Origin of the sequence: Brevibacterium sp. S22 (assembly GCF_004745485.1) — a bacterium.
Lineage (GTDB): Bacteria > Actinomycetota > Actinomycetes > Actinomycetales > Brevibacteriaceae > Brevibacterium.
In genome coordinates, this window is sequence record NZ_RHFG01000027.1 from 12,772 (window position 1) to 39,371 (window position 26,600).

The following is a 26,600-nucleotide window of genomic DNA, read 5'->3' on the forward strand; positions in this document are numbered from 1 at the left end:
CCGCCGCAAGTGGCACGAATTTCGGAGCTTCATCCCGCCCCGTTGCCGGCAACTCATACAGTTACTCGGCCATCCCCCACCGGCAGCGACTCGTCAGAGGGGCGCACCGGTGCCATATGCGAGGAACACGCGGGTGAACCGCCAATGGGCAGATTTGAGAGGACTGGTGACAGATGGTGGCGCGAAGGGCAGGTGCCGACAAGAGCAGATCGTCGAGGCAGAGGGGCTTCGCCACGAGACGGTCTGGGCCTAGCGTCGGGAGACGTCGCGGCAGGGGAGCTTAGTCACGAAAAGGGCTGGCCCTAGCGTCGGGCGAGGATGAGGCGCCAGACGACGTCGGAAGCTTCGCGGCGAGCTGAGATGGACCTAGAGGCACGAGACGACGAGGCGGGGCCGGGTGATCGATGGTGATCGCCCGGCCCCGCCCCGGTGAGCTCAGTGTCTGCCGACGTTCATTCAGGCTTCGAAGCGTGGGAATGCGCTGCGGCCGGCGTAGCGCGCGGCATCGCCGAGCTGCTCTTCGATGCGCAGCAGCTGGTTGTACTTCGCGACACGCTCGGACCGGGCCGGTGCACCCGCCTTGATCTGACCGGCGTTGGTGGCCACCGCCAGGTCGGCGATGGTCGTGTCCTCGGTCTCGCCCGAACGGTGAGAGATCATCGTGGTGTAGCCGTTCGTCTGCGCCAGCGACACAGCGTCGAGGGTCTCAGTCAGGGTGCCGATCTGGTTGACCTTGACCAGCAGCGAGTTCGCGGTGGCGTTGTCGATGCCGCGCTGCAAGCGTTCGGGGTTGGTCACGAACAGGTCGTCACCGACGAGCTGGACCTTCGAACCGACCGTTTCGGTCAGGGTCGCCCAGCCGTCCCAGTCGTTCTCGTCGAGGGGGTCCTCGATCGACACGAGCGGGTACTTCGCCAGCAGCTCTTCGTAGTAGGAGGCCATCTCGTCGGCAGTCTTCTTGCCGCCTTCGAACTCGTAGACTCCGTCGGTGAAGAACTCCGAGGAGGCCACGTCGAGGGCCACGGCGATATCGCGTCCGGGACGGTGACCGGCGATGTCGATGGCCTCGATGATGAGATCGAGTGCAGCAGCATTGGAGTCGAGGTTCGGAGCGAATCCGCCCTCATCGCCGAGTCCGGTCGACAGTCCGCGCTCCTTGAGCACACCCTTGAGCGCGTGGTAGACCTCGACACTCCACTGCAGTGCCTCGTGGAAGCTGGCGGCACCGATCGGGGCGATCATGAATTCCTGGATGTCGACGTTCGAGTCGGCATGGGAGCCGCCGTTGAGGATGTTCATCATCGGCACGGGCATGACGTGCGCATTCGGTCCGCCGAGGTAGCGGTAGAGGGGCAGATCAGCCGAGACCGCCGCCGCGCGGGCCACAGCCAGCGAGGTGCCGAGCATCGCGTTCGCGCCGATGCGGGACTTGTTGTCGGTGCCGTCGAGTTCGATGAGCGCCTGGTCGACGAGGCGCTGATCGTCGCTTTCGAGCCCGGCGATGGCTTCGTGGATCTCGTCGACCACGGCGTCGACGGCCTGGGTGACACCCTTGCCCAGGTAACGTTCCGGATCTCCGTCACGCAGTTCCACGGCTTCGAACTCTCCGGTGGAGGCGCCGGAGGGAACGCCGGCACGACCGACGGACTCATCGGCCAACAGCACTTCCACCTCGACGGTGGGATTTCCCCGGGAATCCAGGATTTCACGGGCATTTGCGGCAACGATCTCGGCCACTGAGTACTCCTTAGCGTTTGGTTTCACATGGGGAACATGTGCCTGCAGGACAGCTTAATGCACCGCAGGGCCGGGCTCACCCTCAGTCCGAGGCGGATTCGAGCAGGCATTCGCGCAGGCGCTGCGGTGTGGCAGGGTCCATCCCGTGCGCGAGCAGATAGGCTTCCACTCCCCCGGCCTGCTCTCCCTCCTTCGCCGAGGCGGCCCCGTGCTCGGTGTCGATCCGGTCGAGGACCTTGTGCATGAGTTCGGGAGGAGCGGCGGTAGCGGTCTCGGCGAGGTTGCCGGAGATCCCGGCGTCGGAGAAGTTCCGGGTGATCGCTTCGAGGAATCCCCCGGACAGGTGGGTGGAGGTGATCGCATATTCGTCGACGATCTCCTGCCGTCCCACACCGAGGAGGTCGAGCAGGAACGCTCCGATCACACCGGTGCGGTCTTTCCCGGCAGAGCAGTGGAAGACCACTCCGTCGGTGCAGTGTTCGGCGATCAAGTCGACGGCCGCGGCGAGCCGGTGACCGAAGTGAGTGATCATGAGTTCGTAGATGCGGCCGAGGCTCCGGTCGCTGAGGTCCATTCCGCTCGCCTCGGCTGCGGCTTTCATCTCTTCGCGACTCATCGGTCGGCTGGGGAAGAAGTGGTCACCGAAGACCGGCAGCTCGATCTGGCGGACGTCGAGGCCATCGAGCGCATCGGGCAGCTTCGCCCGTTCGCCGATATCGCGCAGATCGATGACGATCCCGATGCCGAGTTCGCCGATGGCGGTGCGCGCCCGATCGCTCAGCTGGGCCAGACCGTCGGCGCGGAACACCTTCCCGGATCGCACTCGGCGGTCCCCCGCCTCGGTGACGGGTCCGCCGAGGTCACGGAAGTTGAAGGTGCCTTCGATCTCGAGCCGCTCCAGACTCATCCTGTTCTGTCCTCTCCTCGCAGCGTGGTCTTCTCCTCTGCTTTGATCCGGTGGTATTCGCGTTCGACGTCTTCCAGCGACGCCATCTCATCCCCGGAATCGTCGGTGAAGGCCAAGGGGTGACGTCGGATGAGCTTGGCTTCCAGACCCTCGATGACGGCGCCGAGGCTGTGGCCGTATGCGTGCCCGCTGCTCTCATCGAGCAGGGCGGAGTGGAAGAGCACTTGGTAGAACACATCGCCGAGTTCTTCGACGACGCCCGCCCGGAGCTCTGCGGTGGGTTTCGCGGTGAAGTCTTCGAGAGCGTCGATGAGTTCGTCGGTCTCCTCCAGAGCGTACTTCTCAAGGCTCTGGTGATCCTGACGGCTCGACCAAGGGCAGCGTCGCCGCAAGGTCGCCATGGCTTCGATCACCGGCTGAAGTCGAGGTTCGACCTGGTCTGCTCCGGATTCCACCGCACTCTGCTCGTCACGTTCACCCACGAAAGATCCTCCTGTCGGCATGAAAGACCCCCACCGCAACAGCGGTGAGGGCCGATCAGTCGGTCACTTCGAGAATTTGTCCTTGACCGATTCACCGAGATCCTTGACCGATTCGCCGACGTCCTTGGCCTTGGACTTGAGCTGGTCGGTTGCGCCTTCGGCCTTGAGCTCGTCGTCACCGGTCACATCGCCGATTGTCTCCTTGGCACGACCGCCGAGATCTTCGGCCTTGTTCTCGAACTTGTCATCAACACCCATGGGGATTCTCCTTAATAGACAGCTGAGCGAATTGCACGTGCTGCGGATGTCTCCGCTCTTCGCACTCTACGCCACTGTTCTGTCCTGTGGGCCGGTCAGCGAAGAACAGTCGGTGAGTTCTCAACCGCTGTTCGCCGCACCGGCAGTCTGGTCCTCTGTCGCTTCGGATTCGATGACCGGGAGGATGGCATCGAGGAACTGGTGTGCCCACCGCAGGATGTCCGAATCCGTCATCTCCTTGGAATCGAATCCGCTGCCCGCCATCGGCTTGGGGACGAGAACCGAGCGCAGCGCCGGTTTGAGCAGCGACTTCGGGTACAGGCGTTTGAGCCTGACCACTTGTGAGTCGGAGAGTTCGACGGGTCCGAAGCGGATGAAGTTGCCCTGCATGACGATGTCGTTGACGCCGGAGGCTCGAGCGCGGATCCGCAGCCTGGCCACATCGGCGAGGACTCCGACGGGTTCCGGATAGGGGCCGTAGCGGTCGGTGAGTTCGTCGAGGACTTCCTTAAGCTGCGCTTCGTCGGTCGCGGCGGCAAGCTTCCGGTAGGCCTCGAGCCGCAGCCGTTCGTGGTCGACGTAGTCGGCCGGCAGGTGGGCGTCGACGGGCAGTTCGATGCGCATATCCGCCTCGGGTTCGGTCTCCTCACCGCGGAACTTCGCCACGGCTTCACCGACGAGGCGAACGTAGAGGTCGAAGCCGACGCCTTCGATATGTCCGGACTGCTGGCCCCCGAGCAGGTTGCCGGCTCCGCGGATCTCGAGGTCCTTCATCGCCACCTGCATTCCGGCACCCAGTTCGGTGTGCGCAGCCAGGGTCGTCAGACGGTCATGTGCGGTCTCGGTCAGCTGCGTGTCCGGCGGGTAGAGGAAGTAGGCGTAGGCGCGTTCACGTCCTCGTCCCACGCGTCCGCGCAGCTGATGGAGCTGGGAGAGTCCGTAGCGGTCGGCGTTGTCGATGATGAGAGTGTTCGCGTTGGCGATGTCGATTCCGGTTTCGACGATCGTCGTGCACACGAGCACGTCGTACTTCTTCTCCCAGAAGTCGACGATGACCTGCTCGAGTCGGGTCTCGTTCATCTTGCCGTGGGCGATGGCGATCCGAGCCTCGGGCACCATCTCGGCGATGTGGCCGGCGACAGCTTCGATATCGCGGACCCGGTTGTGGATGTAGAAGACCTGACCTTCGCGCATGAGTTCACGGCGGATCGCGGCCCTGATCTGCTTGTCTTCGCGTTTGCCCACATAGGTCAACACCGGGTGCCGTTCTTCCGGCGGTGTGGCCAGGGTCGACATCTCACGGATGCCAGTCACGGCCATCTCCAGGGTGCGCGGGATCGGAGTCGCCGACATGGCGAGAACGTCGACGTTGGTGCGCAGCGCCTTGAGCGTCTCTTTGTGTTCGACGCCGAAGCGCTGCTCTTCGTCGATGATGACCAGACCGAGTTCCTTGAAGCGCACTTCGCCGCTGAGCAGCCGGTGGGTGCCGATGACGAGGTCGAGCTTGCCGTCGGCCAGATCCTCCTTGACCTTCTCCGATTCCTGTTTGGTCTGGAACCGGGAGAGGGCGCCGATGGTGACAGGGAATCCAGAGTAGCGTTCGGCGAAGGTCTCATAGTGCTGCTGGACGAGCAGTGTCGTCGGCACGAGCACGGCGACCTGCTTTCCCTCCTGGATCGCCTTGAACGCGGCGCGGACCGCGATCTCCGTCTTCCCGTAGCCCACATCGCCGCAGATCAGACGGTCCATCGGCACGGTCTTCTCCATGTCAGATTTGACCTCGTCGATGGTGGTCAGCTGATCGGCGGTCTCCACATAGTGGAAGGCGTCCTCGAGTTCGCGCTGCCAAGGGGTATCCGGTCCGAAGGCGTGGCCGACGGTGGCTTGGCGGGCCGAATAGAGGCGGATGAGTTCACCGGCGATCTCCTTGACGGCCTTGCGGGCCTTCGCCTTCGTCGTCTGCCAGTCGGCGCCGCCCATCTTGTTGAGGTTCGGACTCTCCCCGCCGACATAGCGGGTGACCTGGTCAAGCGCATCGCTGGGCACGTAGAGGCGATCCCCGGGCTGACCGCGTTTGGCGGGAGCGTATTCGATGATGAGGTATTCGCGGGTGTGCTTGTTCGCACCCTTGCCCGTGGTCCGCTGCGTCATTTCGACGAATCGTCCTACGCCGTGCTGGTCATGGACGACGTAGTCCCCGGGTGCCAGGTTGAGCGGGTCGACCTGGTTGCGTCGACGGCGGGTGGGCAGCTTGCGCATATCCCGCGTCGAAGTGGCCGCCGCTCGACCGAGCACATCGGCCTCGGTGAGCACGGCGAGCTTGAGATCGTCGAAGACGAATCCGCCGAAGGAGGCGGCCGTGGTCACGGTCACCAGCGCTTCGGGCAGATCGGTGGGGGAATCGACGAAGGAGGCGGGCACTCCTGCTTCGGAGAACACCTCGACCATGCGTCGGCCCGGTCCCTGGCCTTCGGTGAGCACGAGGATGCGCCACCTGTCGTGGATGAGTCCCTTGACATCGGTGAGGATCGCTTCGACGTCTCCGGCATAGCCCTTCGGGATGCGGGCAGGAACAGAGAAGATGTTCGCTTCGGGACCGGCGAGCTCCTCATCGGCTGCGAATCCGCCGATCTCCCACCACGGCAGACCGATGAGGCGAGCGCCCTCTTCCATCTCGGCCACGGTGCGGAAGCTTGCGGCTGACAGATCGATCGGGGTCTCTCCCCCGCCGGCTGCACCGGTCCAGGCGGCCTCGAGGAATTCGTTCGTCGTCTCCACGAGGTCCGCGGCGCGGGCTTCGACACGTTCGGGCTCGGTGATGATGATCTTCGACGTGGGCGGCAGCAGAGCGATGATCGGCTCCATTCCGTCTGCGAGGACGGCGGAGAGTGATTCCATGCCTTCGACGGCGACTCCGCCGGCGATCTTGTCGAGCATATCGGCGGCGCTGGGCACCTCCTCGGCGAGCTCTGCTGCCCGCTTCCGCACCGAATCGGTCAGGAGCAGCTCCCGGCACGGCGGCGCCGACAGGTGCAGGGGTTCCTCGCCGTCTTCGGCAGGGACGGAGCGCTGATCACTGACGGAGAATTCGCGGATCTCATCGACTTCGTCGCCGAAGAATTCGACGCGCAGCGCCCGCTCCGAGGTGGCTGGGAAGATATCGACGATTCCGCCGCGCACAGCGAATTCGCCCCGTCTGGAGACCATGTCCTCGCGGGAGTATGCGAGTTCGGTGAGTCGTTCGGCCAGGTCGTCGATCTCATATTCGTCGCCGACGGCCAGCTGGACCGGTTCGATGTCACCGAGTCCCTTGGCCAGAGGCTGGAGGAAGGCCCGCACAGGCGCGATGATGAAGGTCAGCTCCCCACCGGGGGTGGGATGGGCCAGACGGCGCAGCACCTCGAGACGCTGGCCGACGGTGTCCGAACGCGGCGACAGCTTCTCGTGCGGCAGGGTCTCCCAACTGGGAAAGATCGCGATCGACGCCGACGGCACCCAGTCGGCCAGCGCCTGAGCGAGGTCTTCGGCCTCACGTGTCGTGGCGGTGACGATGAGCTGCGGCGCCGAAGCCGCCCCGTCGGTGGTGACGGTTCGGCGCAGGATCGACGGCCACAGTCCTTTGATCGCATCGATCGTGCCACCGTCGGTGGTCGCGTCGTTGAAGGCCGCGACGAGTTCGGTGATGGTGGGATTCCGGCGAGTGAGATCAAGTCCGTTGAGCACCCGAACAGTCTAGGCCACACAGCTGACATCACCCATCCGGTGCCCCAACCGGCACAGATCGCGCGCGCGAGGCGAAAACGTGTGAGGATAAGCATATGGTGATGAAGAGAACCGTCCTTGCAGGATTGGCCGCAGCGACGCTCCTGCTCACAGGGTGCACGGCCGATGCCGATGATGACATCGCCGTCGCCGAACGATGGGACTTCCACTCCCGCCCCGATCTCGCCCCGCCGAAGGTCGACATCGACTCCGGATCCTTCCCCGACGACAATGGGGACCTGGAGACGTTCCTCGCCCCGAAGGGACAGACGCAGACCGACGACAAGTCCTGGGTCGGCGGGCTCATCCTCGACTCCGCCGGGGATCCCCTGTGGATCCGGGAGAACACCGGCGCTCTGTGGGATCTGCGCGCGCAGGAGTATCAGGGGCAGCCGGTGCTCACATGGTGGGAGGGGCTGGCCGAAACGCCGCACACCGCCGGTGAGGTCGTCATCCTCGACACCTCCTATCAGGAGATCGCGCGTGTGGGCATGGGCGGAGAGCTCCCCAAGGACACCTCCGACCTCCACGAAACGACCATCACAGCGGATGACACCATGTTCCTCATCTCCTATGTGAAGACACAGACGGACCTCAGCTCGGTCGGCGGCGACCAGGACGGTTGGGTCTGGGAGGGCATCGTCCAGGAGGTCGACATCGAATCCGGCGATCCGCTGGTCGAGTGGCGCACCCTCGACGCCGTCCCCGTCGACCAGTCCGAGGCGGAGCTCAAGGACGGGGAGGGCACGAAGGACGAACCCTACGACTACATCCACCTCAACTCCGTGTCCGAGGACGACGACGGCAAGTCGCTGCTCGTCTCGGCACGCAACACCCACGCGGTCTACCAGCTCGACAGGAAGACCGCCGATCTCAACTGGGTCCTCGGCGGCAAGGCCTCGGATTTCGAGATGGGCGACGGCGCCCAGTTCGCCTGGCAGCACGACGCTCAGCGCCGATCCGACGGAACGCTGACCCTGTTCGACAACCACGCCGCTCCCCGCCTCGGCGATACCCGCGGTCTGCGCCTCGACGTCGATGAGAAGAAGAAGCGCGCCGAGGTGGTCACGGAGTATCCCGCTCCCGACGACCGGTCCTCGGGCAGTCAGGGGAACTTCCAGGAGCTGCCCAACGGCAACGTCGTCCTCGGTTGGGGTTCGGAGCCCTTTGTCTCGGAGTTCTCCAAAGACGGCAAGCTGCTCTCCGACCTCACTTTCACCGGCGGTTCGAACTACCGGTCCTACCGCTTCGACTGGCATGCCCAGCCGACCGCCCCGCCGACCGCGACGAAGTCCCAGCCGCAAGCCGACCTCACGCGCGTGCACATGAGCTGGAACGGCGCCACCGAGGTGGCTTCGTGGAGGGTGCTCAGCGGAGACGACGAGGAACATCTGGTCGAGAACACCGAGGTCGAGCGCACCGGATTCGAGACGGCGGCGGACATCACCCCGAACGGCTCGACGATCATCGTCGAAGCCCTCGACGACTACGGCGGATCCCTCGGTTCGACCCGAGTCCGACCGCAGAACGAATAGCGCGACTTCGTTCCTGGTCAGCCGCGCCGCAGTGCCGACCTCATGGGCGAACACAGACTCGGCTGAGAAGATTTCGAGCCGATAACGGGCCTAACGGAACGATCACGATTGGTCGCCGGGCCCGGATATTCGGGGTTCTCCAATCTTCATCGCCCACAATTGAGCCATGAGCTCCGACCCCTCCCCCCGTTTCTCCGCCGAGGAATCCCGCATCCTCTTCGGCTCCGACTCCGCCGACTCCGGATCTCCCCGTTCCGGTCGTTCCGCGAATCCCCCGGTCGCACACCTGAACACCACTGTCGACCGACCTCATCTGCTCTCCCGGGTCGCTCCGGTGCTGATTCTGCTGGCGGTCATGTGGGTCGTCGAGATCGTCGATGCGATTCTCCCCCTCGACCTCGACATGTTCAGTCTGCAGTCATGGAACCCGCTGTCGCTCTACGGCCTGGTCACCTCGCCGCTGCTGCATTCGGGATTCGGCCATCTCCTGGCCAATACGTTCCCGTTCCTCGTCCTCGGCCTCGTCATCGCGTTCGAAGGCAGGCGACGTTTCTGGACCGTCACCGCCATCACAGCCCTGAGCTCCGGGCTCGGAGCATGGCTGGCCACTCTGCCCGGCCAGCACATCGTCGGTGCCTCCGGCATCGTCTTCGGCTTCTTCGGCTACCTCGCGGTGCGCACCTGGTTCACCGACGACCTGCTGCGCAAGATCGTCTACTTCGCCATCGGACTGTTCATCTTCGTCACCTACGGCGCCTCGATGATCTTCGGCATGCTGCCGCAGACCAATGACATCTCCTGGCAGGGCCATCTGTTCGGTTTCGCCGGCGGCATCTTCGCCGCATGGTGGCTGCACCGTCGCGCGGAGAAGCGGAAAGCGGCCTGACGCCTGATCAGCGGGAGTGGAACTTCTGCTGCATGTCGGTGAGCCCGTTGATGATGAGCTCTTCGACGGCGTCGGCGAGGTCGGAGACGAAGATCGGCAGGGTCGTCCGTTCGTCCTTTGAGAACGGGCGCAGCACATGGTCGGCGGTGTCCTGTCGTCCCAGTGGGCGTCCGACTCCCGCACGCACCCGCAGATAGTCCTTCGTCCCCAGCGCCGAGGTCATCGAGCGCAGCCCGTTGTGCCCGCCCTCTCCCCCGCCGAGTTTGGCTTTGATGGCGTCGAAGGGGATGTCCACATCGTCGTGGACGGCGATGATCCGGTCGGTGGCGATCCCGTAGAAGTCGGCCAGTGCGCGCACCGGCCCGCCGGATTCGTTCATATACCCCGTCGAGGTGGCCAGCACCACGCGCGGGCCGGGCAGTCCCGGGACGCTGCCGGTCGACAGCCGCCCGGTGCCGACGTTCGCGCGCAGCTTCGTCCGCGTCAGAGTGGTCCCGATGCGTGAGGCGAGTTCGCTGACGACCATCTGTCCGATGTTGTGCCGGGTCGTCTCATACTTGGGTCCGGGGTTGCCCAGTCCGAAGACCAGCCATGCTTCGTTCGACATTGCCGTCCTTGTCCGTCCTGTCCGTGCTCGCCCACCGGGCGGTAATGCGTCTGGTCGCGCCCGCGCGCAACGCAGGTCTCTGCTGTGAAACGAATTCGGTGGGCCGCCCATCAGGCGACCCACCGAACAGCGTAGTCAGTCAGTGCTCCTCACGGCATCTCGGCTGCCGTCGAGGAGAGAAGATCACTCCTCTTCGGAGGCCTCTTCCTCACCGGACTCCGCAGCGCCCTCTGCCTCGGTCGACTCGTCTGCAGTCTCTTCCTCAGCATCGGACTCGGTGTCCATCTCGGCCTCTTCGGAGACGTTGACGATGAGCTGCTCTTCGTCGGCGACGAGTTCGACGCCTGCAGGCAGCTCGACCTGACCGGCCAGGACGTGTTCGCCGGCGGGACGGCCTTCGATGGAGACCTCGATGAGCTCGGGCAGCTTGGTCGCATCGGCCTTGACGGCGATGGTCGACTCTTCCTGCGAGACCATTGTGCCGGGAGCGGCTTCTCCGATGACGTGGATGGGCACGTCGACCTCGATCTTCTCGCCGCGCTTGACGATGATCAGGTCGAGGTGTTCGATCTCACGACGGACGGGTTCGATCTGGACGTCACGCGCAATGGCGAGGACGTTCTTCGATCCGTCGGTGCTTTCGATCTCGAGCAGCGCGTTGGCGTGCTTGAGAGCCATCATGGTGGCGTGGCCCTCGAGCGACACGTGTACGGGGTCTCCGCCGTGACCGTAGATGACAGCGGGGATGCGTCCCGCGCGGCGGATGCGGCGTGATGCGCCCTTGCCGAATTCATTGCGAGCTTCGGCCAGAAGTTTGTAGTCAGCCATTTTCTCTCCTTCGTGGTGAACTTACCTTCGAGCACCACGGCGAAACAGCCTGAGAACCCATGCGAACCTCGAACCCAGTGGGTTCGGAACGGTTCGTGGGACAGGACCGCGTCGATCACGGAGACGTCAGTCTCCCTCGCCGAGGCAACCAGACTATTCTACGGCACCGTCCGTTTCGGCACCAAGTCGAGAGGTCACGGCTGCGGCGCAGGCATCGATCCCGGTCTCGGTGAGGAGGATGTCATAGTGATTGGTCCCCTGCACATCGACGATGTCCATCTGCGGCCATTGCCGGGCGAAGTCGGCGGTCAGTCCGGGCGGGTAGAGGCCCGGTTCTGCGGCGACGAGGTCGCGTTCGGCGAAGAGGAAGACCACCTCGGCTTGGGAGTCGGGACTGCCCATGATCGCCTCCAATGCCTCACGGTGGGCCGAGCCGGTGTACATGTCGGCCGAATCGGCCTGCATCGCTTCCACCGGGGTCGACGGTTGGAACGAATGATCGTCCTTGGCCGCCAGGTCGTAGACGAAGCTTTCGGTGGCCACGGTGTCGAGGCCGTCGACGAAGGCGGGGTGAGCGGCGAAGTATGCGAGGTACTCCTCCACGCTGCCGAAGCTCATCGACAGCCGTTCGGCGGCCGGGCCGAGGACGGCGGCGATGAGGTCATCGGTGTCGAGGTCCTCATCGTTGAGGTCATCGACGGGTCCGTCTTCATGAGGCTGTCCCATGGGCAGGGGAAGTCCCCCGTCGATGAGGACGGGGCCGCGGAAACGCCTGCCCGCCTCGGCGCCGGTATCGTTCTGCTCAGCCGTCATCCCGGCCAGGGTCATGGCGACGAACCCGCCCATGGAATGTCCGACCAGGGTGACGGGCCCTTCCGGGGCGAAGGTGTCGATGGCGGCGAGGACGTCCTGGGAGTGGGCGGCCATTCCGTACGGGCCGGGCAGGGTGCGAGAGTCGGCGCGCCCGCGCAGGTCAGGTCCGATGACGCGGACGCCGGGCAGGGCGGAGACGAGGCCCGCGAAGAACAGGTGATTGGAGGTGATGCCGTGGATGACGCACACAGTGGGCACCCGTCCGGGGCCGGTCGCCACCGGCTCCCACACTCCCACGGACAGCTGCCCGCCGGGGACGTCCACGCGGTACCGGTTGTAATCGTGTGAGGACATCGTCCCTGATCCCTTCGCTTAGGCGTTGCCTCCAGTGTAGGACCTCACAGCAGCGGCGACGATGGTGTTCGGGGCCCAGGACCGTCTGGTCCGCCGACGTCGGAGTGTCTGAATCACCTGGTCCGAACGCGACGGAACCCCGAGTCTCTGGTCGACTCGGGGTTCCGTCGGTGTCAGTGTCCGCCCCTTCGTGCGGGCGGTCGTGGCCTCAGACCGCGTGGTCTCAGACCTCGTAGGCTCAGACCGCTTAGGCTCAGACCTCGAAGAGGCTCGTGACCGATCCGTCTTCGAAGACCTCGTGCACGGCGCGGGCGATGAGCGGGGCGATCGAGAGCACGGTGAGCTTGTCGAACTTCTTGTCTTCGCTCAGCGGCAGGGTGTTGGTGACGATGACCTCTTCGGCTACGGAGTTCGACAGGCGTTCGACGGCCGGACCGGAGAACACGGCGTGGGTGGATACGACGATGACGCCCTTCGCACCCTCGGCCATACAGGCCTCCGCGGCCTGGACGATGGTGCCGCCGGTGTCGATCATGTCGTCGACGAGCACGCAGGTGCGGCCCTCGACCTCACCGACGACACGGTTGGCCTTCGTCTCGTTCGGGCGGGTGATGTCGCGGGTCTTGTGGATGAAGGCCAGCGGCACTCCGCCCAGGGAGTTCGACCAGTTCTCGGCGACCTTGATGCGGCCGGCGTCGGGAGAGACCACGGCGAGATCGCCGGGGTAGTTCTCCTTGACGTATCCGGCGAGGATCGGCATGGCGATGAGGTGGTCGACGGGGCCGTCGAAATAGCCCTGGATCTGCGCGGTGTGCAGGTCGACGGTGATGATGCGGTCGGCGCCGGCGGTCTTGTACAGGTCGGCGACGAGGCGAGCGGAGATGGGCTCACGTCCGCGGTGCTTCTTGTCCTGCCGGGCGTACGGGAAGAACGGAGCGATGACGGTGATCCGCTTGGCCGATGCGCGTTTGAGGGCGTCGACCATGATCAGCTGCTCCATCAGCCATTCGTTGATGGGAGCGCAGTGGGACTGCAGGACGAAGACGTCGCTGCCGCGGACCGACTCTGAGTAGCGGACGTAGATCTCACCGTTCGCGAAGTTGTAGATGTCTGTGGGGAGGAGCTCGGTCCCCAGGTTCTCCGCGACTTGTTCGGCGAGTTCGGGGTTTGCCCGACCGCTGACCAGGACGAGCTTCTTTTCGCCCGTCGTCGTTATCTCATTCACTTATCCGTTCCCCTTCGGATGCGTTCTCGGCGGCCTGCGCGGCAGGCGTGCCGGGACGGTTTGTCTGGACCCAGCCCTCCAGGTTGCGCTGCGGGGCCACGGAGATGGCCAGCGCTCCTGCAGGGACATCCTTGCGCACCGTCGTGCTTGCACCCGAATAGGCGCCGTCGCCCACGGTGACAGGGGCGACATACATATTGTCCGAGCCCATGCGTGCATGCTTGCCGATGACGGTGCGGTGCTTATTGACGCCGTCGTAGTTGACGAACACCGAGGCGGCTCCGATGTTCGAGCCCTCCCCGATCTCTGCATCGCCGACGTAGGACAGGTGGGGCACTTTCGCACCCTGGCCGATATCGGCGTTCTTCGTCTCCACGAAGGTGCCGATCTTTCCGGACTCTCCGAGCTTGGTGCCTGGGCGCAGGTAGGCGAACGGGCCGACAGCGGCCTTCGGGCCGACGACGGCGAGCTCGCCGTGGGTGCGCACAACCTGTGCGCCCTCTCCCACCTCGGTGTCCTTGAGTGTGGTGTCGGGCCCGACGACGGCGCCGGCTCCGATGTCGGTTGCGCCCAGCAGCTGGGTGCCCGGCAGGATCGTCGCATCGGCGGCGATGGAGACGTCGACGTCGATCCACGTGGTGTCGGGGTCGATGATGGAGACTCCGGCGCGCATGAACTTCTCGCACTGACGACGGTTGAGCTCCTTGCCGAGGTTGGCCAGCTGCACGCGGTCGTTCGCTCCTTCGACCTGCCACAGGTCGTCGGTGACGGTGGCGGCAACGGACAGTCCCGCCTCGCGGGAGACTCCGATGACGTCGGTGAGGTACTTCTCACCCTGAGCGTTGTCGGTGGTCAGTGAGGCCAGACCCTGCCGCAGTGCGGAGGCGTCGAAGGCGTAGATCCCGGAGTTGATCTCACCGATGGCGAGTTCGTCCGCGTTCGCATCCTTCTGCTCGACGATGCGCAGCAGGGAGCCGTTCGCGTCGCGGACGATGCGGCCGTACCCGGTGGGGTCGTCCACCTCGGCGGACAGGACGGTCACGGCATTGGCGTTGGATTCGTGGATCTCGACGAGACCGGTGATCGTCTCCGTGGTCAGCAGCGGCACATCGCCGTAGGTGACGACGACGGTTCCGCGGAGGTCCTCGGGCAGCTGGGTCAGCGCGCATTCGGTGGCGCGTCCTGTGCCCGGGACTTCATCCTGGTCGGCGATGAGCAGGGTCCGCTGGGAGGACACAGGGAGGGAGTCGAGGTGGGCGACGAGCTGATCGCGCTCGTGGCGGACGACGACGATGAGCTGTTCGGGAGAGGTTCCGGCCGCGGCGGCGACGGAGTGATGAAGCAGGGAGCGTCCGCCGATGGGATGCATCACCTTGGGAAGAGCCGACTTCATTCGAGTGCCTTGGCCCGCTGCCAGTACGATGACGGCGGTCGGATGAGTCTGCGACATAGTTGAATCCTTCGCATGTCGGGTTGGGCCAGCTCCGCCCATAGGATTCGAACCTATACTGCACGGCTCCAAAGGCCGGCGTGCTGCCATTACACCAGGGCGGAACAGCGTGCACCAGTTTGAGGGGCCCGCGCTCACGAGACACCATCATGCCACTACGATTAACTGTATGGAAATTCTACGCGAGATTCTTCTGACCTTGCATCTGCTGGGCATGGCGATCATCGTCGGGGGCTATTTCACGGTCATCCGCTCACCGAAGGTGATGCCCGGAATGCTGCACGGCGCGTATCTGCAGCTGCTCACCGGCCTGCTGCTCATGGGCGTGGCCGAGATGGGCGACGGCACCGTCAACCACATGAAGATCGGCATCAAACTGGTCGTGGCGATCCTCGTCACGGTCTTCGCCTTCATCGGCAACAAGAAGCAGAAGGCCTTCGCGGCTTCTGCCCCTGCCGAGAGCGGTGCCGTGGCGGTGAAGACCCCGTCGGCGACCATGGCGCACCTGGTCGTCGTCTTCGCGGTCATCAACGTGATCGTGGCCGTCTTCATCCACTGACTCCCCAAATTACTACCTGACGGCGGCTCTGCAACCTGGCGCCAGGTTGCAGAGCCGCCGTCAGGTAGTTCTGAGGGGTGTGAGCGGCTGACGGAGGGACCGATCGTGTCGTGTCCGAGGCTGACGGTATCGTTGGGGACGACATGACTGCTGCAGCTGAACACACCGACCATGCCGCCGGCGCTGACACCCGAGCGGCCGAACTCCTCACCGGACTCAACCCCAGACAGCGCGAAGCCGTGATCCACACCGGATCCCCACTGCTCATCGTCGCCGGAGCCGGTTCGGGCAAGACCACTGTGCTCACCCGACGCATCGCCTATGCGTTGGCCACCGGCCGGGCCCATCCCGGCGAAGTCCTGGCGATCACGTTCACGAACAAGGCCGCCAAGGAGATGGCCGAACGCGTGTCCTCGATCGTCGGTCCCGCCTCCCGCGCCATGTGGGTCTCGACCTTCCACTCCTCCTGCGTGCGCATCCTCCGCCGCGAGGCGAAGGTGCTGGGCATGAAATCGAACTTCACGATCTACGACGCCCAAGACGCCCAGCGACTCGTGGCGCAGATACTGAAGGAACTCGGTCTCGACACGAAGAAGTACGCCCCGCGGGCCGTCCTGCACCGGATCTCGAACCTCAAGAACGAGCTGCAGACCCCCGACGATTTCATCCCCCGGCCGAACAACCCCGCCGACGAGGTGCTCGCCGATGTATTCAAGCGCTACACCTCCCGCCTGCGCCTGGCCAATGCCTTCGACTTCGACGACCTCATCGCAGAGACCGTCCATCTCTTCGGTGCCTTCCCCGAGGTGGCCGATTCCTACCGTCGCCGCTTCCGCCATATCCTCGTCGACGAGTACCAGGACACGAACCCGGCACAGTACGCTCTGATCAAGGCACTCGCCGGTGATGGTGCGGGAGGCCGCACAGGAGCCGAGCTCACCGTCGTCGGCGACGCCGACCAGTCGATCTATGCCTTCCGCGGTGCAACGGTGCGCAATATCGTCGAGTTCGAGAAGGACTTCCCGAATGCGGACACCATTCTGCTGGAGCAGAACTACCGCTCGACGCAGAACATCCTCGACGCCGCCAATGCCGTGATCGCGAACAACGACGACCGGCGGGAGAAGAAGCTGTGGACGTCGGAGGGCTCCGGCGAGCAGATCGTCGGCTGGGTGGCCGAGAACGAGCAGGGTGAGGCCCGGTTCATCGTCGACCGCATCGATGACCTCATCGACGAAGAGAAGTTCACCTACGGTGACTTCGCGGTCTTCTACCGCACGAACGCGCAGTCACGGGCCATCGAAGATGCACTCGTCCGATCCGGAATCCCGTACAAGGTCGTCGGCGGCACCCGCTTCTACGAACGCAAGGAGATCAAGGACGCCCTCGCCTACCTGCGCGTGGTCGCCAATCCCGATGACGACGTCAATCTCCGCCGCATCCTCAATGTGCCCAAACGTTCCATCGGCGACCGCACCGAGGGCCTCATCGCCGACTTCGCCGACCGGGAGAACATCAGCTTCTTCACCGCTTTGGGCCGCCTCGACGAGATCCCCCACCTGAGCTCGCGTGCCCTGACCTCGGTCCAGAAGTTCTTCGACCTCATACAGGATCTGCGCTCAACCGCCGAATCCTCGCCCCTGTCGCGGGTCATCGAGGCCATCCTCGAACAGTCCGGATACCTCGAATCGCTGCAGAAGAGCACAGACCCGCAGGACGAATCCCGCGTTGACAACCTCGCGGAGCTCGTCGCCGTCGCTGAGGATTTCGTCGCCACTCGTGAAGCCGCCGCGGTCGCCGAGCCGGGGACCTCGGATGACACCGCCACCGAGGCGACCGCCGCCGCAGATGAGACAGGCACAGAGACCGAAACCGCCGCCGAGGCGGCCGATCCCGACGTAGAGGCGGCCGATCCCGACGTCGAGGCCGCTGACGCCTCCCCCGCTCCGGGGGTCGGGCCTGCTGCCATCGACCAGTTCCTCGAACAGGTGGCTCTGGCCTCGGACACGGATCAGATTCCTGATGCCGAACTCGGCCAGGTCACGCTGATGACTCTGCACACGGCCAAGGGCCTGGAATTCCCGGTGGTCTTCCTCACCGGACTCGAAGACGGCGGGTTCCCGCATTCGCGGTCGTTCGAGAATCCGCAGGAGCTGTCGGAGGAGCGGCGGCTGGCGTATGTCGGACTCACGCGTGCTCGGCAGCGACTGCTCGTCACCCGCGCCGAGACCCGCAGCATGTGGGGTCAGCCTCAGTACAATCCGCCGAGCCGTTTCCTGTCCGAGATCCCGGAGAACCTCATCAGCTGGGAGAACACGGGCAGCTTCACAGGAGGCTTCGGCGGCGGCTTCGGTTCGGGAGGATCCGGCGGATACGGCTCCAGCGGCTATTCACGCAGCATCGGTTCGTCGCGCTCGTCCGGCAGCGGATCCCGCTCGAGTGCGAGTTCGTCGACCCCGGTTGCCGGTTTCCCCAACCGGATCCGTCCCAACCGTGAGGTCATCTCCGTCGAGGTCGGTGAAAAGGTCTCGCACGAGTCGTTCGGGCTCGGCACCGTCACCGAGGTCAATGGTGTCGGCGACAAGACCGTCGCGGTCGTCGATTTCGGTTCGGCCGGGTCGAAGCGACTGCTGCTGCGCTACGCCCCGATAGAAAAACTCGGCTGAGCCGACCACGGAGGTGGAGGCACGACGGCTCCACCGTCCCGGAACACAAGAAAGCGCCGAGGAGAACCGGAAGTTCTCCTCGGCGCCTTTTCCATGCCGGACGCGGCTATGGAGTGAAAGTCAGTCGTTGCCGAGCTTGCCATCGGCTCCGTCGCGACCCTTGTTGATCTGGTCTTCGAACTTGCCGCCGGTGGCGTTGTTTGCGGCGTCAGCAGCCTTATCCAGGCCCTGGTCGCTGAGCTTTTCACCCTTGTCGCTATTCATGGCGTCCTTGGCTTTGTTTGTCAGATCGTCCAGTCCCATGCTGTCTCCTTTCATCGGAAAAGGTTCTCAGCGAACCTCTTGACGCCACTCACCCTGCCACTGTTCTCGACGGGACGACACCTGTCGGTGATACTTCTCAGCAAATGCACATAAAGGGTCGTGGCTCGACCACCTCGTCACCGACTCAGCGGCACGACGAAGGCCAATCCGACGAGCAGCCCGGCGAACAGCAGACAGGTGGTGATGTCGATGGCCTTCGACCGGTTCGTCCACACCTCAGTCCACGGCGGGGGCATCGCCCGGAACCCGGCGAGACCGGCGGGCACGACCGCCAGGACGACAGCGCCGAGGCGGAAGTCGATGACCGAACAGGCTGCGGCGGCGGCGACGCCCAGGAGACAGCCGAGCAGCACCCAATCACGCCGAGTGGGATGGGCGTACCGGCGTTTCCAGTAGATCCATCGCTTTGCGATCGGCCCCCTCCCCCGCCGTGCGTGGCGGGGGTGAGGTCGCTTCATCTCAGTGGAAGAAATGGCGGCTCCCGGTCAGGTACATCGTGATGCCGGCCTCCTCCGCAGCCGCGATGACCGCATCGTCGCGGATCGAACCGCCCGGCTGCACCACGGCGGTGACCCCGGCGTCGATGAGGATCTGCAGACCGTCGGGGAATGGGAAGAAGGCATCCGACGAGGCGACCGCACCGGCTGCGCGTTCGGCTCCGGCCCGTTCGACGGCGAGTTTGGCAGAGTCGACGCGGTTGACCTGACCCATGCCCACACCCACCGAGGCTCCGCCCTTGGCCAACAGGATCGCGTTGGACTTCACGGCCCGTCCGGCCTTCCACGCGAATTCGAGGTCGGCGAGAACCTCGGGGCCGGCATCTGGTCCGGCGGCCAGAGTCCATTTCTCGACGGAGTCGCCTTCGGCCTGAAGGGCGTCGCGGTCCTGGACGAGGAAGCCACCGCTGATCGGCTTGATCTCGGCGGTCGGCACATCCACGTCGCCGAGTTCGAGCAGGCGCAGGTTCTTCTTCGACGACAGGATCTCGAGGGCCTCGGCGCTGAAGGACGGAGCGGCCAGGCACTCGGTGAAGATCGGTCTGATCGATGCGGCCAGCTCGGCATCGACCACACGGTTCGTCGCGATGACCCCGCCGTAGGCCGACAGCGGATCGCATGCGTGGGCGGCCGCATGGGCGGCGGCCGCAGTCTCACCGACGGCGATTCCGCACGGGTTCGCATGCTTGATGATGGCCACAGCCGGCTGATCGAAGTCGAAGGCGGCGCGGATCGCGGCATCGGTGTCCGTGTAGTTGTTGAACGACATCGCCTTGCCGCCGAGCAGTTCGGCACCGGCGATTCCGGCGGTGCCGTCGGAGTACACGGCTGCGGCCTGGTGCGGGTTCTCCCCGTAGCGCAGGTCGGCGATCTTCTCACCGGTGAGTCCGGCGAAAGCGGCCTTCTGATCGGTGGCGAGTTCCGCAGCGAACCAAGAGGCGACGGCCGAGTCATAGGCCGCGGTGTGGGCGAAGGCCCGTGCTGCGAAGGAGCGTCGCGCCTCGACGTCGAAACCGTCTCCGGCGGCGGCATCGAGCACGGCCTGGTAGTCGGCCGGATCGGTCACGACAGTGACCGTGGGGTGGTTCTTGGCCGCCGCACGCACCATCGAAGGGCCACCGATGTCGATCTGTTCGATGCAGTCGTCGAAGCCGGCTCCGCTGGCGACGGTGTCGGCGAACGGGTAGAGATTGACGACGACGAGGTCGAAGGGGTCGATCTCGAGTTCGGCCAGCTGATCGAGGTGCTCGGGTTTGCGGGAATCGGCGAGGATGCCGGCGTGCACGCGCGGGTGCAGGGTCTTGACCCGCCCCTCGAGGCATTCGGGGAACCCGGTGAGCTCTTCGACCTTCGTGACCTCGACCCCCGCCTCGGCGATCTTCGCAGCCGTGGACCCGGTGGACACGATCTGAACGCCGGCGGCGCTCAGTCCGCGAGCCAGCTCCTCCAGCCCGGCCTTGTCGTAGACGCTGATCAGCGCTCTCTTGATCGCGCGGGTTCCTGTCACAGATCCTCCTTGAGGTTCGGTCGCCGGTCGGTTCTTCTCACGGCGGGGTCAGTGGGCGGTCATCGCCGAGGCGGCATATCCGCGGACATGCCGACCCTCGACGACGAGGTCGGAGTGGGCCAGGTGCGCGAGCAGCCGCACGAGCTCTTCTCGTTCACGGGCTTTGATGTTCTCGTGCACGCTCGCCTCGGTGTCGTCATCGCCGATGGGAACGGCGTACTGGGTGATGATCGGACCGGTGTCGACCCCGGCGTCGACGAGATGAATGGTCCCGCCGGTCAGCTTCACCCCGTGGGCGAGCGCGTCACGGACTCCGTGTGCGCCAGGGAATGACGGCAGCAGCGCCGGGTGGGTGTTGATGATCCGGGAGGGGAAGGCATCGACGAAGCTGGGGCCGAGGATGCGCATGAATCCGGCGGAGACCACCCAGTCCGGGGTGCGTCCGGCCACCGCGTCCCTCAGAGCCGCGTTCCACTCGTCACGGTCGCCGAAGTCCTTGGGACGGACGACGAAGGAGGGAATCGAATTGTGCTCGGCTCGGGCCAGGACCCCGGCGGCGGGTGAATCGGTCCCGACGGCGGCGATGTCGACTCCGCGGGTCCCGTCGGCGAAGGCGTCGATGACGGACTGCGTGAGGGTCCCGGATCCTGATGCCAGAAGAACGATGCGCACCCGCACAGTCTAACGTCTGGCGCGCGCGGACGAACTCCGGCTGTCATCGGGCGGACGCTGTCATCATCCGGGCACGGGCCGCCGAGGCATTTGTCAGTCGACTGTGAGAAACTGGCGTGGTGACGTCACCGCAGAATACCGAAGAGAAGAAGGCGCCGACTCCCGAAGAGGAGGCGCAGGCCGCACCGGCACGGCATGGGCTGGTCCTGATCCTGCTGATCCTCGCCTCGGTGCTGACGTTCACGTATCAGCTGCCGTTCAAACTCGCCGCCATCGGCTTCGCCATCGCCGCGGTCGTGTGGTCGGTGAAGTACATCGTCGCCGTCGTGAAGACGAAGCAGCGCCGGAACATGTCCCTCGGCATCCTCGGCGGTCTGCTCAGCGTCTACCTCATCTTCTCCACGATGTCCTCGGTCGTCCTCTGGCCGGTGCAGTCGAATTACGAGGAATGCCTGCGCGATGCGATCACGCAGCAGGCGCAGCTCTCCTGCAGCAGCGAATATCAGTCGGGTCTGGGCGATTGGTTCAAGCAGGTCACGGGCCAGGATCTCGATCTGCCCGGCATCAATTGAACAGCTGAACGAGTTCACCCGTTCCCTGCTGATCCCCTCCCCGAGGATGTCCTCAACTCACGGCTGAGGCCTTCGCCGAGATGGGCTTTCGTTCCCGACCGGCCGTCACCGAGGCGGCCCGCCGGGTCACCGGCCCGCTGGTTCACCGCGGATCATCGTCGTGGATGATTCCGACTTCGTCATCGGAGGGTTCCGAGCTGTCCTCGGCGAATGAGTCCGGCCCGTCGTCAGCGGCGAGATCGAAGCCTTCGGTGTTCAAGCCGGAAAGTCTGATCAGCAGCAGCCCCGCGGCCATCCCCACACCGGTCAACCCCGTGATCGCCAGTGCCGACGTCAGCGCCGAGGGTCCGAATCCGGACAAGCCCAGCGGCCCCAAGGCTCCGCCGGCGAAGAGGGCGAGGATCTCGAATGTGACGAACAGGACTCCGATCGCGATTCCGAGTCCCATCCATGACTGTTCGGCGACCTCGCGGGCTCGGACACGGCCGAGGATGACGCAGAGCAGACCGAGCAGCACGAGAAGTGCCGGCGCAGCCGCCGTCCACCCCGGATAGTCACCGCTGAGCAGCCGCAGCACGTGCACATCCGGCACCGGTGCGGAGGTCGACCGAAACGCCGAGCTCGTCCCCGCGCCGCCGATGCTCACCCCCGTCCCGGCGATCCAGGACAGGGCCGAGTAGAAGATGCTCGGCGCGAAGAGCACCTGGACGATGATGAGTCCGATGCCGGCGGCGACCGGTGAGCTGTAGACCTGCACAGTCTCGGAGACATCGTTCCAACGGAGGACGATTCCGATGACGAGCACGATCGCAGCAGCGGCCACGGCCGCCCACAGCAGACGACGGACGAGTCTCGAGGCGACGCTCCAGGCCCCGTCCGCGATCATGGACAGCCCGGGAATGTCACCGATCCCACGGACACGAACGAATCCCCACCCAACAGCCGAGATGAGGAAGAGGAAGAATCGGAGGAATCCGAGCGGGGTCACCGTGGCCTGACCGACCAGGACTGCCAGCGCGAGCAGAGGACCGGCGTATGCGACGGCGAAGGTGCCCACAGCTGTGCCCATGAGAGCCCACCACCCGCCTGGATCGTCCTCGCTCTCGGTCCGACTGGCTGCGGCCGCAATGTCGACGACTCGCTTGGCGGCCGCCGCCACGAGGAACCACAGCCCCAAAGTCACGAGGCTCGGAGCCAGGGAGAAGTCGAATCCCAGAGTCGAGACGCTCAGCCCAGAGACCGTCGCCCACAGTGCGAACGACCATTCGGGAATCGCCGAATACGGCAGCTGTGAACCGAGCCCGATGATCCAGAAGACAGTCGAGACGACGAAGCTCGCGGGCACGACGATGAGGTCGATCTTCACGACTTCCATGAGGGCTGCGAAGATCGTCCGACGGTACGGCTGAGGGTGTGGAGAAGTGTGCATCAGAACCATTTTCGCTTAACCCGGCTCGGCTTCCCGGTATTGACCACGCGATTCCCTGTTCCGGGAAGTACAATTGCGCCAGGACAGGCTTGTACATGCAAAGGATGACCCCACGATGAGCAACGGGAACGATCACCCCAATTTCCCGCCACCACCCAGCGAGCCTCCGGAGAACGGCAGACCGAAGCCGGAGTCGGACCCGCCGGCGGATGAGGGCATTTCGGATTCGACCGATGCCGCAGGCGGTGAGGCTCCGCCTTCAGTGCCCGATGATCAGGCACCGCCGTTGGGGGCTCCCGGCGACGATGCGCCGTCACGCCCCACGGTCGCCCCGGCTGCTTCCCAACAGAATCAGCCTCCTCAGCACTCCGGGCCCGGCGCCCAGAACAACCAGTCCTTCGGCCCAGAGCAGCAGAGCGGCGCCGATGCTCAGGGCGGTCCACAGGCAGGTCCCTACCCCGGTGCCCCGTCCCAGCCCCAGAACGGGCAGTACCCGAACGGCCACCCGCAGGCGTCGAACAGCGGCTACCCCGGCACACACCCTCAGGCCGGCCGGCAGCCGGGTGGCCAGGACCCGAACTCGACCTACCCGGGTGCCCCCAACCAGTCGGGCGCGCCCTATCCCGGACCCCAGAGCCAGCCCGGCCAGTACAACGCGGCGCAGAACCAGCCCGGTCAGTACCAGACGGGGTCCGGCCCGAACGCCGATCAGACCGGTTCCGGTCCTGCACAGGCGATTCCGCAGCCGGCTCCGGCTCCGGGTTTCGCCGGTGCACAGGCCACTGCGACGCGTGCCGAGTCCAAGCCCGGCAAGAAGAAGGGGAAGCTTCCTCTCCTCATCACCCTCGGTGCGGTCGCGCTCGTCATCGTCCTCGTCCTCGTCGGGTTCTTCGTCATCGGCAGCGTGAACAAGAACAAGTACGGACCTGACAAGGTCGCCGAGGACTACGTTGCGGCCCTGAACAAGGGCGACTTCGCCGCCGCGGAGAAGATCGCGCCCTCACCACGGCCGGAGGGCACGAACGTCGACCTGCTGGAGAAGGAATTCACCGACTCCTCCTCGGCGAAGATCGAGAAGGCCAAGGTCGAATCGTCGAAGACCGACGGAGACAAAGGAACCGTCGTCGTCTCCTACGAACTCGACGGCGACCCCTACAACGTCGAACTCTCCGCGAAGAAGGACGGCAAGCAGGACCTGTTCTTCGACAAGTGGACGATGACCGGCCCCGACCTCAACGTCATCTCCCTCGATATTCCCGCCGCCGACGGTCTCTCCGTCAACGGCAAGGACTACAAGGCGAAATCGGGCACCACTTCGTTCGCCGTCTACCCCGGCAGCTACGACTTCACGATCCCGAAGAGCAAGTGGGTCTCCGAGGCCTCCGATACGGCCAAGGTGAACTTCCCGAAGGCCTTCGCTCCCGGTGGACAGCCGAACAAGGGACAGGTGGCGCCCACCACCCTCAACCTCGATCTGTCCCCGACCGGCGACTTCGACAAAGAAGTTCAGAAACAGGTCGAGAAGGAACTCAAGAAGTGTTTCGACAACAAGAGCATCAAACCGAAGTGCGACTTCATCAAGTACGACCCGACCGAGATTCCCGTCGGCGGTTCAGACAAGAAACTCGATGATCTGGCGAAGAAGGACAGTGCGAAATGGGACATGAAGGAGATGCCCAAGGTGAAGGCCAGCTTCGGCGCCGGAGACACGAACACCGGCTCGTTCTTCACCGACAAGCCCGGTAAGTTCAACTTCTCCGTCGACGGCAAGAAGGCCGGATCCTCGTACTTCTCCAACGGAAACTCCCTGTCGGTGTCGGGAAGCGTGAAGATCGACGGAGACAAGCTCACGGTCGAATTCTTCGACTTCTGATACCGCGTCCACCGGCATCTCGCCTCCCCCGAGCTGAGGCGACACCGTCACCGAGACGGCACTGTCACCGAGGCGGCACTGTCACCGAGGCGGCACTGTCAGACGAAAGCGGCACTGTCAGACGAAAGCGGCACTGTCAGACGAAAGCGGCACTGTCAGACGAAAGCGGCACTGTCAGACGAAAGCGGGCCTGTGACGACCGATTCCCGGTCGTCACAGGCCCGCTTTCATCCCTCCGTCAGCTCGTCACCGATCGTGCCGGCAGGTCGAGGTCGGTCGCAGCCTCGAACCAGGCGCCGGCGGCCATGACGAATTCGTCAGCGAAACGCCGCCCTGCGATCTGCGCACCGATGGTCCGACCGTCGTCCATGAACCCAGCCAGCACAGTTGCCGCCGGCTGCTCGGACATATTGAACGGCATCGTGAAGCCGATATGGCCCATCGGTTCGTGCACCTGCGGGTACGGCATCGGCTGTTCGGCCGGGAATGCCGCGTCCGGAGCTGTCGGCGAGATCACCAGATCAAACTCGGCGGTGGCCATGATCGTCCGACGCCGGATCTCCTGGACACTGTGATAGCAGCCCATCAGGTCGACGCCGCTGGTATCGGCACCGCCCTGAGCCCACTGTCGGATGTAGGGCAGGATGAGCGCCTGTTCCTCGACCGGCAGCGCTTTGAGGTCGGCCCACGACCGCACCCGCCAGAACTGATCCATGTCGTGGAGCAGATCATCGTCGATGTACGGATCGAGCGTGACGACTTCGGCGCCGGCTGCGGAGAACCGGTCGGCCGCCTCGGTGATGGCCGAGCGCACCTGCGCAGCTGCGGCGACCCCGCACCCGGCGTCGAGCTGCAGACCGATGCGCAGTCCCCGCGGGTCGAAAGCCCTCTTCGAGTCGCTGCCCGGCAGAGAGGGTGCGTCATCGGCAGCGAAGCGCGGCAGCCGCGAATAGTCACGGTCGTCAGGGGCGGAGATGATGTCCATCGCGGCTTTGACATCGGTCATCGTCCGCGCGATCGGTCCCGCACATCTGCCCAGGTACGGGGCGTCGAGCGGAACTCGGCCGAAGCTGGGTTTGAGCCCGGCCAGCCCGAGCCAGGTGCACGGCAGGCGGATGGATCCGCCGATGTCGGAGCCGATGTGGATGGGCCCGTATCCGGCGGCGGCCGCAGCGCCGGCACCGGCGCTCGACCCTCCGGTCGTCAGGCTCGGGTCCAGAGGTGAGCGGGTGACTCCGTGCAGGGAGGACACTCCGGATGAGAGCATTCCCCAGTCGGGCATCGTGGTCGACCCCAGGATGACGGCGCCGGCCTCTTCGAGGCGCTGTGTGATCGGGGCATCGTGGTCGGCCACCGGCATCTCCACCCATGCGTGGCCGCTGGGCAGCGGGACTCCGCGGCGGGCGATGTTCTCCTTGATCGTCACGGGCACACCGTCGAGGCCGCTCAGCGCTCTGCCCTCACGCCACCGTGCGGCGCTGGCCGCAGCGGCGGCCCGCGAGCGTTCATCGTCGCGGTGGAACAGGGCGTTGATGGTCGGTTCGCATTCGTCCATACGGTCCACGACCGCGGAGTGCACCTCGACCGGGTCGAAGTCTCCGCCGGCGAATCCGGTCGCCAGTTCGGCCGCACTGAGGTCGGCGAGCGATGTGGTCAT

22 protein-coding genes and 1 tRNA gene are annotated in these 26,600 nt (G+C 65.0%); 6 read left to right on the top strand and 17 right to left on the bottom strand.

Annotated elements, in window-relative coordinates; translation table 11 throughout:
- Positions 1-456: 456 nt before the first annotated feature.
- The 5 genes from eno to mfd form a co-directional block, all read right to left on the bottom strand.
- A complete protein-coding gene (eno, locus tag EB835_RS16825) occupies positions 457-1,737 on the bottom strand; it encodes a phosphopyruvate hydratase (protein WP_135810605.1) in 1,281 nt (426 codons plus the stop codon).
- 82 nt (positions 1,738-1,819) lie between these two features.
- Positions 1,820-2,644 (bottom strand): tyrosine-protein phosphatase, encoded by an 825-nt coding sequence (locus EB835_RS16830; RefSeq protein ID WP_135810606.1) that lies wholly within the window; start codon positions 2,642-2,644, stop codon positions 1,820-1,822.
- Positions 2,641-3,126 carry a MazG nucleotide pyrophosphohydrolase domain-containing protein gene (locus EB835_RS16835; protein ID WP_240688812.1) on the bottom strand — a complete coding sequence of 162 codons (486 nt, stop codon included), beginning with the start codon at positions 3,124-3,126 and terminating at the stop codon, positions 2,641-2,643. Before EB835_RS16835 ends, EB835_RS16830 begins: the two co-directional genes overlap by 4 nt.
- Positions 3,127-3,189: 63 nt before the next feature.
- Entirely contained in the window at positions 3,190-3,384 is a 195-nt protein-coding gene (locus EB835_RS16840) for a CsbD family protein (RefSeq protein ID WP_135810608.1), read from the bottom strand.
- A 120-nt stretch (positions 3,385-3,504) separates the two neighbouring features.
- Positions 3,505-7,107: a transcription-repair coupling factor gene (gene mfd / locus EB835_RS16845; RefSeq protein ID WP_135810609.1), complete on the bottom strand. Its 3,603-nt coding sequence runs from the start codon at positions 7,105-7,107 to the stop codon at positions 3,505-3,507.
- Positions 7,108-7,208: 101 nt separating this feature from the next.
- Here mfd and EB835_RS16850 point away from each other — a divergent pair, with 101 nt between their 5' ends.
- Together EB835_RS16850 and EB835_RS16855 are read left to right on the top strand one after the other, a co-directional pair.
- Positions 7,209-8,681, top strand: coding sequence for an arylsulfotransferase family protein (locus EB835_RS16850; RefSeq protein ID WP_168216770.1), 1,473 nt, complete (start codon positions 7,209-7,211; stop codon positions 8,679-8,681).
- Between the two features lie 166 nt (positions 8,682-8,847).
- Positions 8,848-9,567, top strand: coding sequence for a rhomboid family intramembrane serine protease (locus tag EB835_RS16855; RefSeq protein ID WP_135810611.1), 720 nt, complete (start codon positions 8,848-8,850; stop codon positions 9,565-9,567).
- Positions 9,568-9,574: 7 nt separating this feature from the next.
- On the opposite strand, the gene pth is transcribed toward EB835_RS16855, so the two are convergent.
- The 6 genes from pth to EB835_RS16885 form a co-directional block, all read right to left on the bottom strand.
- A complete protein-coding gene (gene pth / locus EB835_RS16860; protein ID WP_135810612.1) occupies positions 9,575-10,174 on the bottom strand; it encodes an aminoacyl-tRNA hydrolase in 600 nt (199 codons plus the stop codon).
- Between the two features lie 183 nt (positions 10,175-10,357).
- Positions 10,358-11,002, bottom strand: a complete 645-nt coding sequence (locus EB835_RS16865; protein WP_135810613.1) for a 50S ribosomal protein L25/general stress protein Ctc — start codon at positions 11,000-11,002, stop codon at positions 10,358-10,360.
- Between the two features lie 153 nt (positions 11,003-11,155).
- Positions 11,156-12,169, bottom strand: a complete 1,014-nt coding sequence (locus EB835_RS16870; protein WP_135810614.1) for an alpha/beta fold hydrolase — start codon at positions 12,167-12,169, stop codon at positions 11,156-11,158.
- Positions 12,170-12,422: 253 nt separating this feature from the next.
- The gene (locus EB835_RS16875) at positions 12,423-13,394 is read right to left on the bottom strand and encodes a ribose-phosphate diphosphokinase (RefSeq protein ID WP_135810615.1); all 972 of its coding nucleotides are present in this window, start codon (positions 13,392-13,394) and stop codon (positions 12,423-12,425) included.
- Positions 13,387-14,844 (bottom strand): bifunctional UDP-N-acetylglucosamine diphosphorylase/glucosamine-1-phosphate N-acetyltransferase GlmU, encoded by a 1,458-nt coding sequence (gene glmU / locus EB835_RS16880; RefSeq protein WP_135810616.1) that lies wholly within the window; start codon positions 14,842-14,844, stop codon positions 13,387-13,389. The genes EB835_RS16875 and glmU overlap by 8 nt, the downstream gene beginning before the upstream one ends.
- 32 nt (positions 14,845-14,876) lie before the next feature.
- A tRNA-Gln gene (locus EB835_RS16885) sits at positions 14,877-14,948 on the bottom strand.
- Between the two features lie 65 nt (positions 14,949-15,013).
- Between EB835_RS16885 and EB835_RS16890 the strand changes: the two genes are divergently transcribed.
- Both EB835_RS16890 and EB835_RS16895 read left to right on the top strand, forming a co-directional pair.
- The gene (locus EB835_RS16890; protein WP_135810617.1) at positions 15,014-15,403 is read left to right on the top strand and encodes a hypothetical protein; all 390 of its coding nucleotides are present in this window, start codon (positions 15,014-15,016) and stop codon (positions 15,401-15,403) included.
- A 143-nt stretch (positions 15,404-15,546) separates the two neighbouring features.
- The gene (locus tag EB835_RS16895; protein ID WP_135810618.1) at positions 15,547-18,069 is read left to right on the top strand and encodes a UvrD-helicase domain-containing protein; all 2,523 of its coding nucleotides are present in this window, start codon (positions 15,547-15,549) and stop codon (positions 18,067-18,069) included.
- 120 nt (positions 18,070-18,189) lie between these two features.
- Here EB835_RS16895 and EB835_RS16900 read toward each other — a convergent pair whose 3' ends face one another.
- The 4 genes from EB835_RS16900 to purN all read right to left on the bottom strand — a co-directional run bounded on the left by EB835_RS16900 (position 18,190) and on the right by purN (position 21,069).
- Entirely contained in the window at positions 18,190-18,372 is a 183-nt protein-coding gene (locus tag EB835_RS16900) for an Rv0909 family putative TA system antitoxin (protein WP_135810619.1), read from the bottom strand.
- A 137-nt stretch (positions 18,373-18,509) separates the two neighbouring features.
- Complete coding sequence (locus tag EB835_RS16905; RefSeq protein ID WP_135810620.1) at positions 18,510-18,851, bottom strand: DUF3017 domain-containing protein; 342 nt, start codon at positions 18,849-18,851, stop codon at positions 18,510-18,512.
- Between the two features lies 1 nt (position 18,852).
- Positions 18,853-20,397, bottom strand: a complete 1,545-nt coding sequence (gene purH, locus EB835_RS16910) for a bifunctional phosphoribosylaminoimidazolecarboxamide formyltransferase/IMP cyclohydrolase (RefSeq protein ID WP_135810621.1) — start codon at positions 20,395-20,397, stop codon at positions 18,853-18,855.
- A 48-nt stretch (positions 20,398-20,445) separates the two neighbouring features.
- Positions 20,446-21,069, bottom strand: a complete 624-nt coding sequence (gene purN / locus EB835_RS16915; protein ID WP_135810622.1) for a phosphoribosylglycinamide formyltransferase — start codon at positions 21,067-21,069, stop codon at positions 20,446-20,448.
- A 119-nt stretch (positions 21,070-21,188) separates the two neighbouring features.
- Here purN and EB835_RS16920 point away from each other — a divergent pair, with 119 nt between their 5' ends.
- Positions 21,189-21,641: a hypothetical protein gene (locus tag EB835_RS16920; protein WP_135810623.1), complete on the top strand. Its 453-nt coding sequence runs from the start codon at positions 21,189-21,191 to the stop codon at positions 21,639-21,641.
- A gap of 142 nt (positions 21,642-21,783) precedes the next feature.
- Here EB835_RS16920 and EB835_RS16925 read toward each other — a convergent pair whose 3' ends face one another.
- On the bottom strand, positions 21,784-23,070 hold the full coding sequence (locus EB835_RS16925) for a cell division protein PerM (protein WP_135810624.1): 1,287 nt from the start codon (positions 23,068-23,070) through the stop codon (positions 21,784-21,786).
- Between the two features lie 115 nt (positions 23,071-23,185).
- Here EB835_RS16925 and EB835_RS16930 point away from each other — a divergent pair, with 115 nt between their 5' ends.
- Positions 23,186-24,943 (top strand): chromosomal replication initiator protein DnaA, encoded by a 1,758-nt coding sequence (locus EB835_RS16930; RefSeq protein ID WP_135810625.1) that lies wholly within the window; start codon positions 23,186-23,188, stop codon positions 24,941-24,943.
- A 238-nt stretch (positions 24,944-25,181) separates the two neighbouring features.
- Here EB835_RS16930 and EB835_RS16935 read toward each other — a convergent pair whose 3' ends face one another.
- Positions 25,182-26,600, bottom strand: coding sequence for an amidase (locus EB835_RS16935; protein ID WP_135810626.1), 1,419 nt, complete (start codon positions 26,598-26,600; stop codon positions 25,182-25,184).

Coding starts and splice junctions, on each gene's coding strand:
- EB835_RS16925 (WP_135810624.1), bottom strand. CDS start 23,070: ATGCACACTTCTCCACACCCTCAGCCGTACCGTCGGACGATCTTCGCA.
- EB835_RS16935 (WP_135810626.1), bottom strand. CDS start 26,600: ATGACCACATCGCTCGCCGACCTCAGTGCGGCCGAACTGGCGACCGGA.
- glmU (WP_135810616.1), bottom strand. CDS start 14,844: ATGTCGCAGACTCATCCGACCGCCGTCATCGTACTGGCAGCGGGCCAA.
- EB835_RS16840 (WP_135810608.1), bottom strand. CDS start 3,384: ATGGGTGTTGATGACAAGTTCGAGAACAAGGCCGAAGATCTCGGCGGT.
- EB835_RS16855 (WP_135810611.1), top strand. CDS start 8,848: ATGAGCTCCGACCCCTCCCCCCGTTTCTCCGCCGAGGAATCCCGCATC.
- EB835_RS16890 (WP_135810617.1), top strand. CDS start 15,014: ATGGAAATTCTACGCGAGATTCTTCTGACCTTGCATCTGCTGGGCATG.
- EB835_RS16850 (WP_168216770.1), top strand. CDS start 7,209: ATGAAGAGAACCGTCCTTGCAGGATTGGCCGCAGCGACGCTCCTGCTC.
- EB835_RS16870 (WP_135810614.1), bottom strand. CDS start 12,169: ATGTCCTCACACGATTACAACCGGTACCGCGTGGACGTCCCCGGCGGG.
- EB835_RS16900 (WP_135810619.1), bottom strand. CDS start 18,372: ATGGGACTGGACGATCTGACAAACAAAGCCAAGGACGCCATGAATAGC.
- pth (WP_135810612.1), bottom strand. CDS start 10,174: ATGTCGAACGAAGCATGGCTGGTCTTCGGACTGGGCAACCCCGGACCC.
- EB835_RS16905 (WP_135810620.1), bottom strand. CDS start 18,851: ATGAAGCGACCTCACCCCCGCCACGCACGGCGGGGGAGGGGGCCGATC.
- EB835_RS16865 (WP_135810613.1), bottom strand. CDS start 11,002: ATGGCTGACTACAAACTTCTGGCCGAAGCTCGCAATGAATTCGGCAAG.
- EB835_RS16895 (WP_135810618.1), top strand. CDS start 15,547: ATGACTGCTGCAGCTGAACACACCGACCATGCCGCCGGCGCTGACACC.
- EB835_RS16930 (WP_135810625.1), top strand. CDS start 23,186: ATGAGCAACGGGAACGATCACCCCAATTTCCCGCCACCACCCAGCGAG.
- EB835_RS16830 (WP_135810606.1), bottom strand. CDS start 2,644: ATGAGTCTGGAGCGGCTCGAGATCGAAGGCACCTTCAACTTCCGTGAC.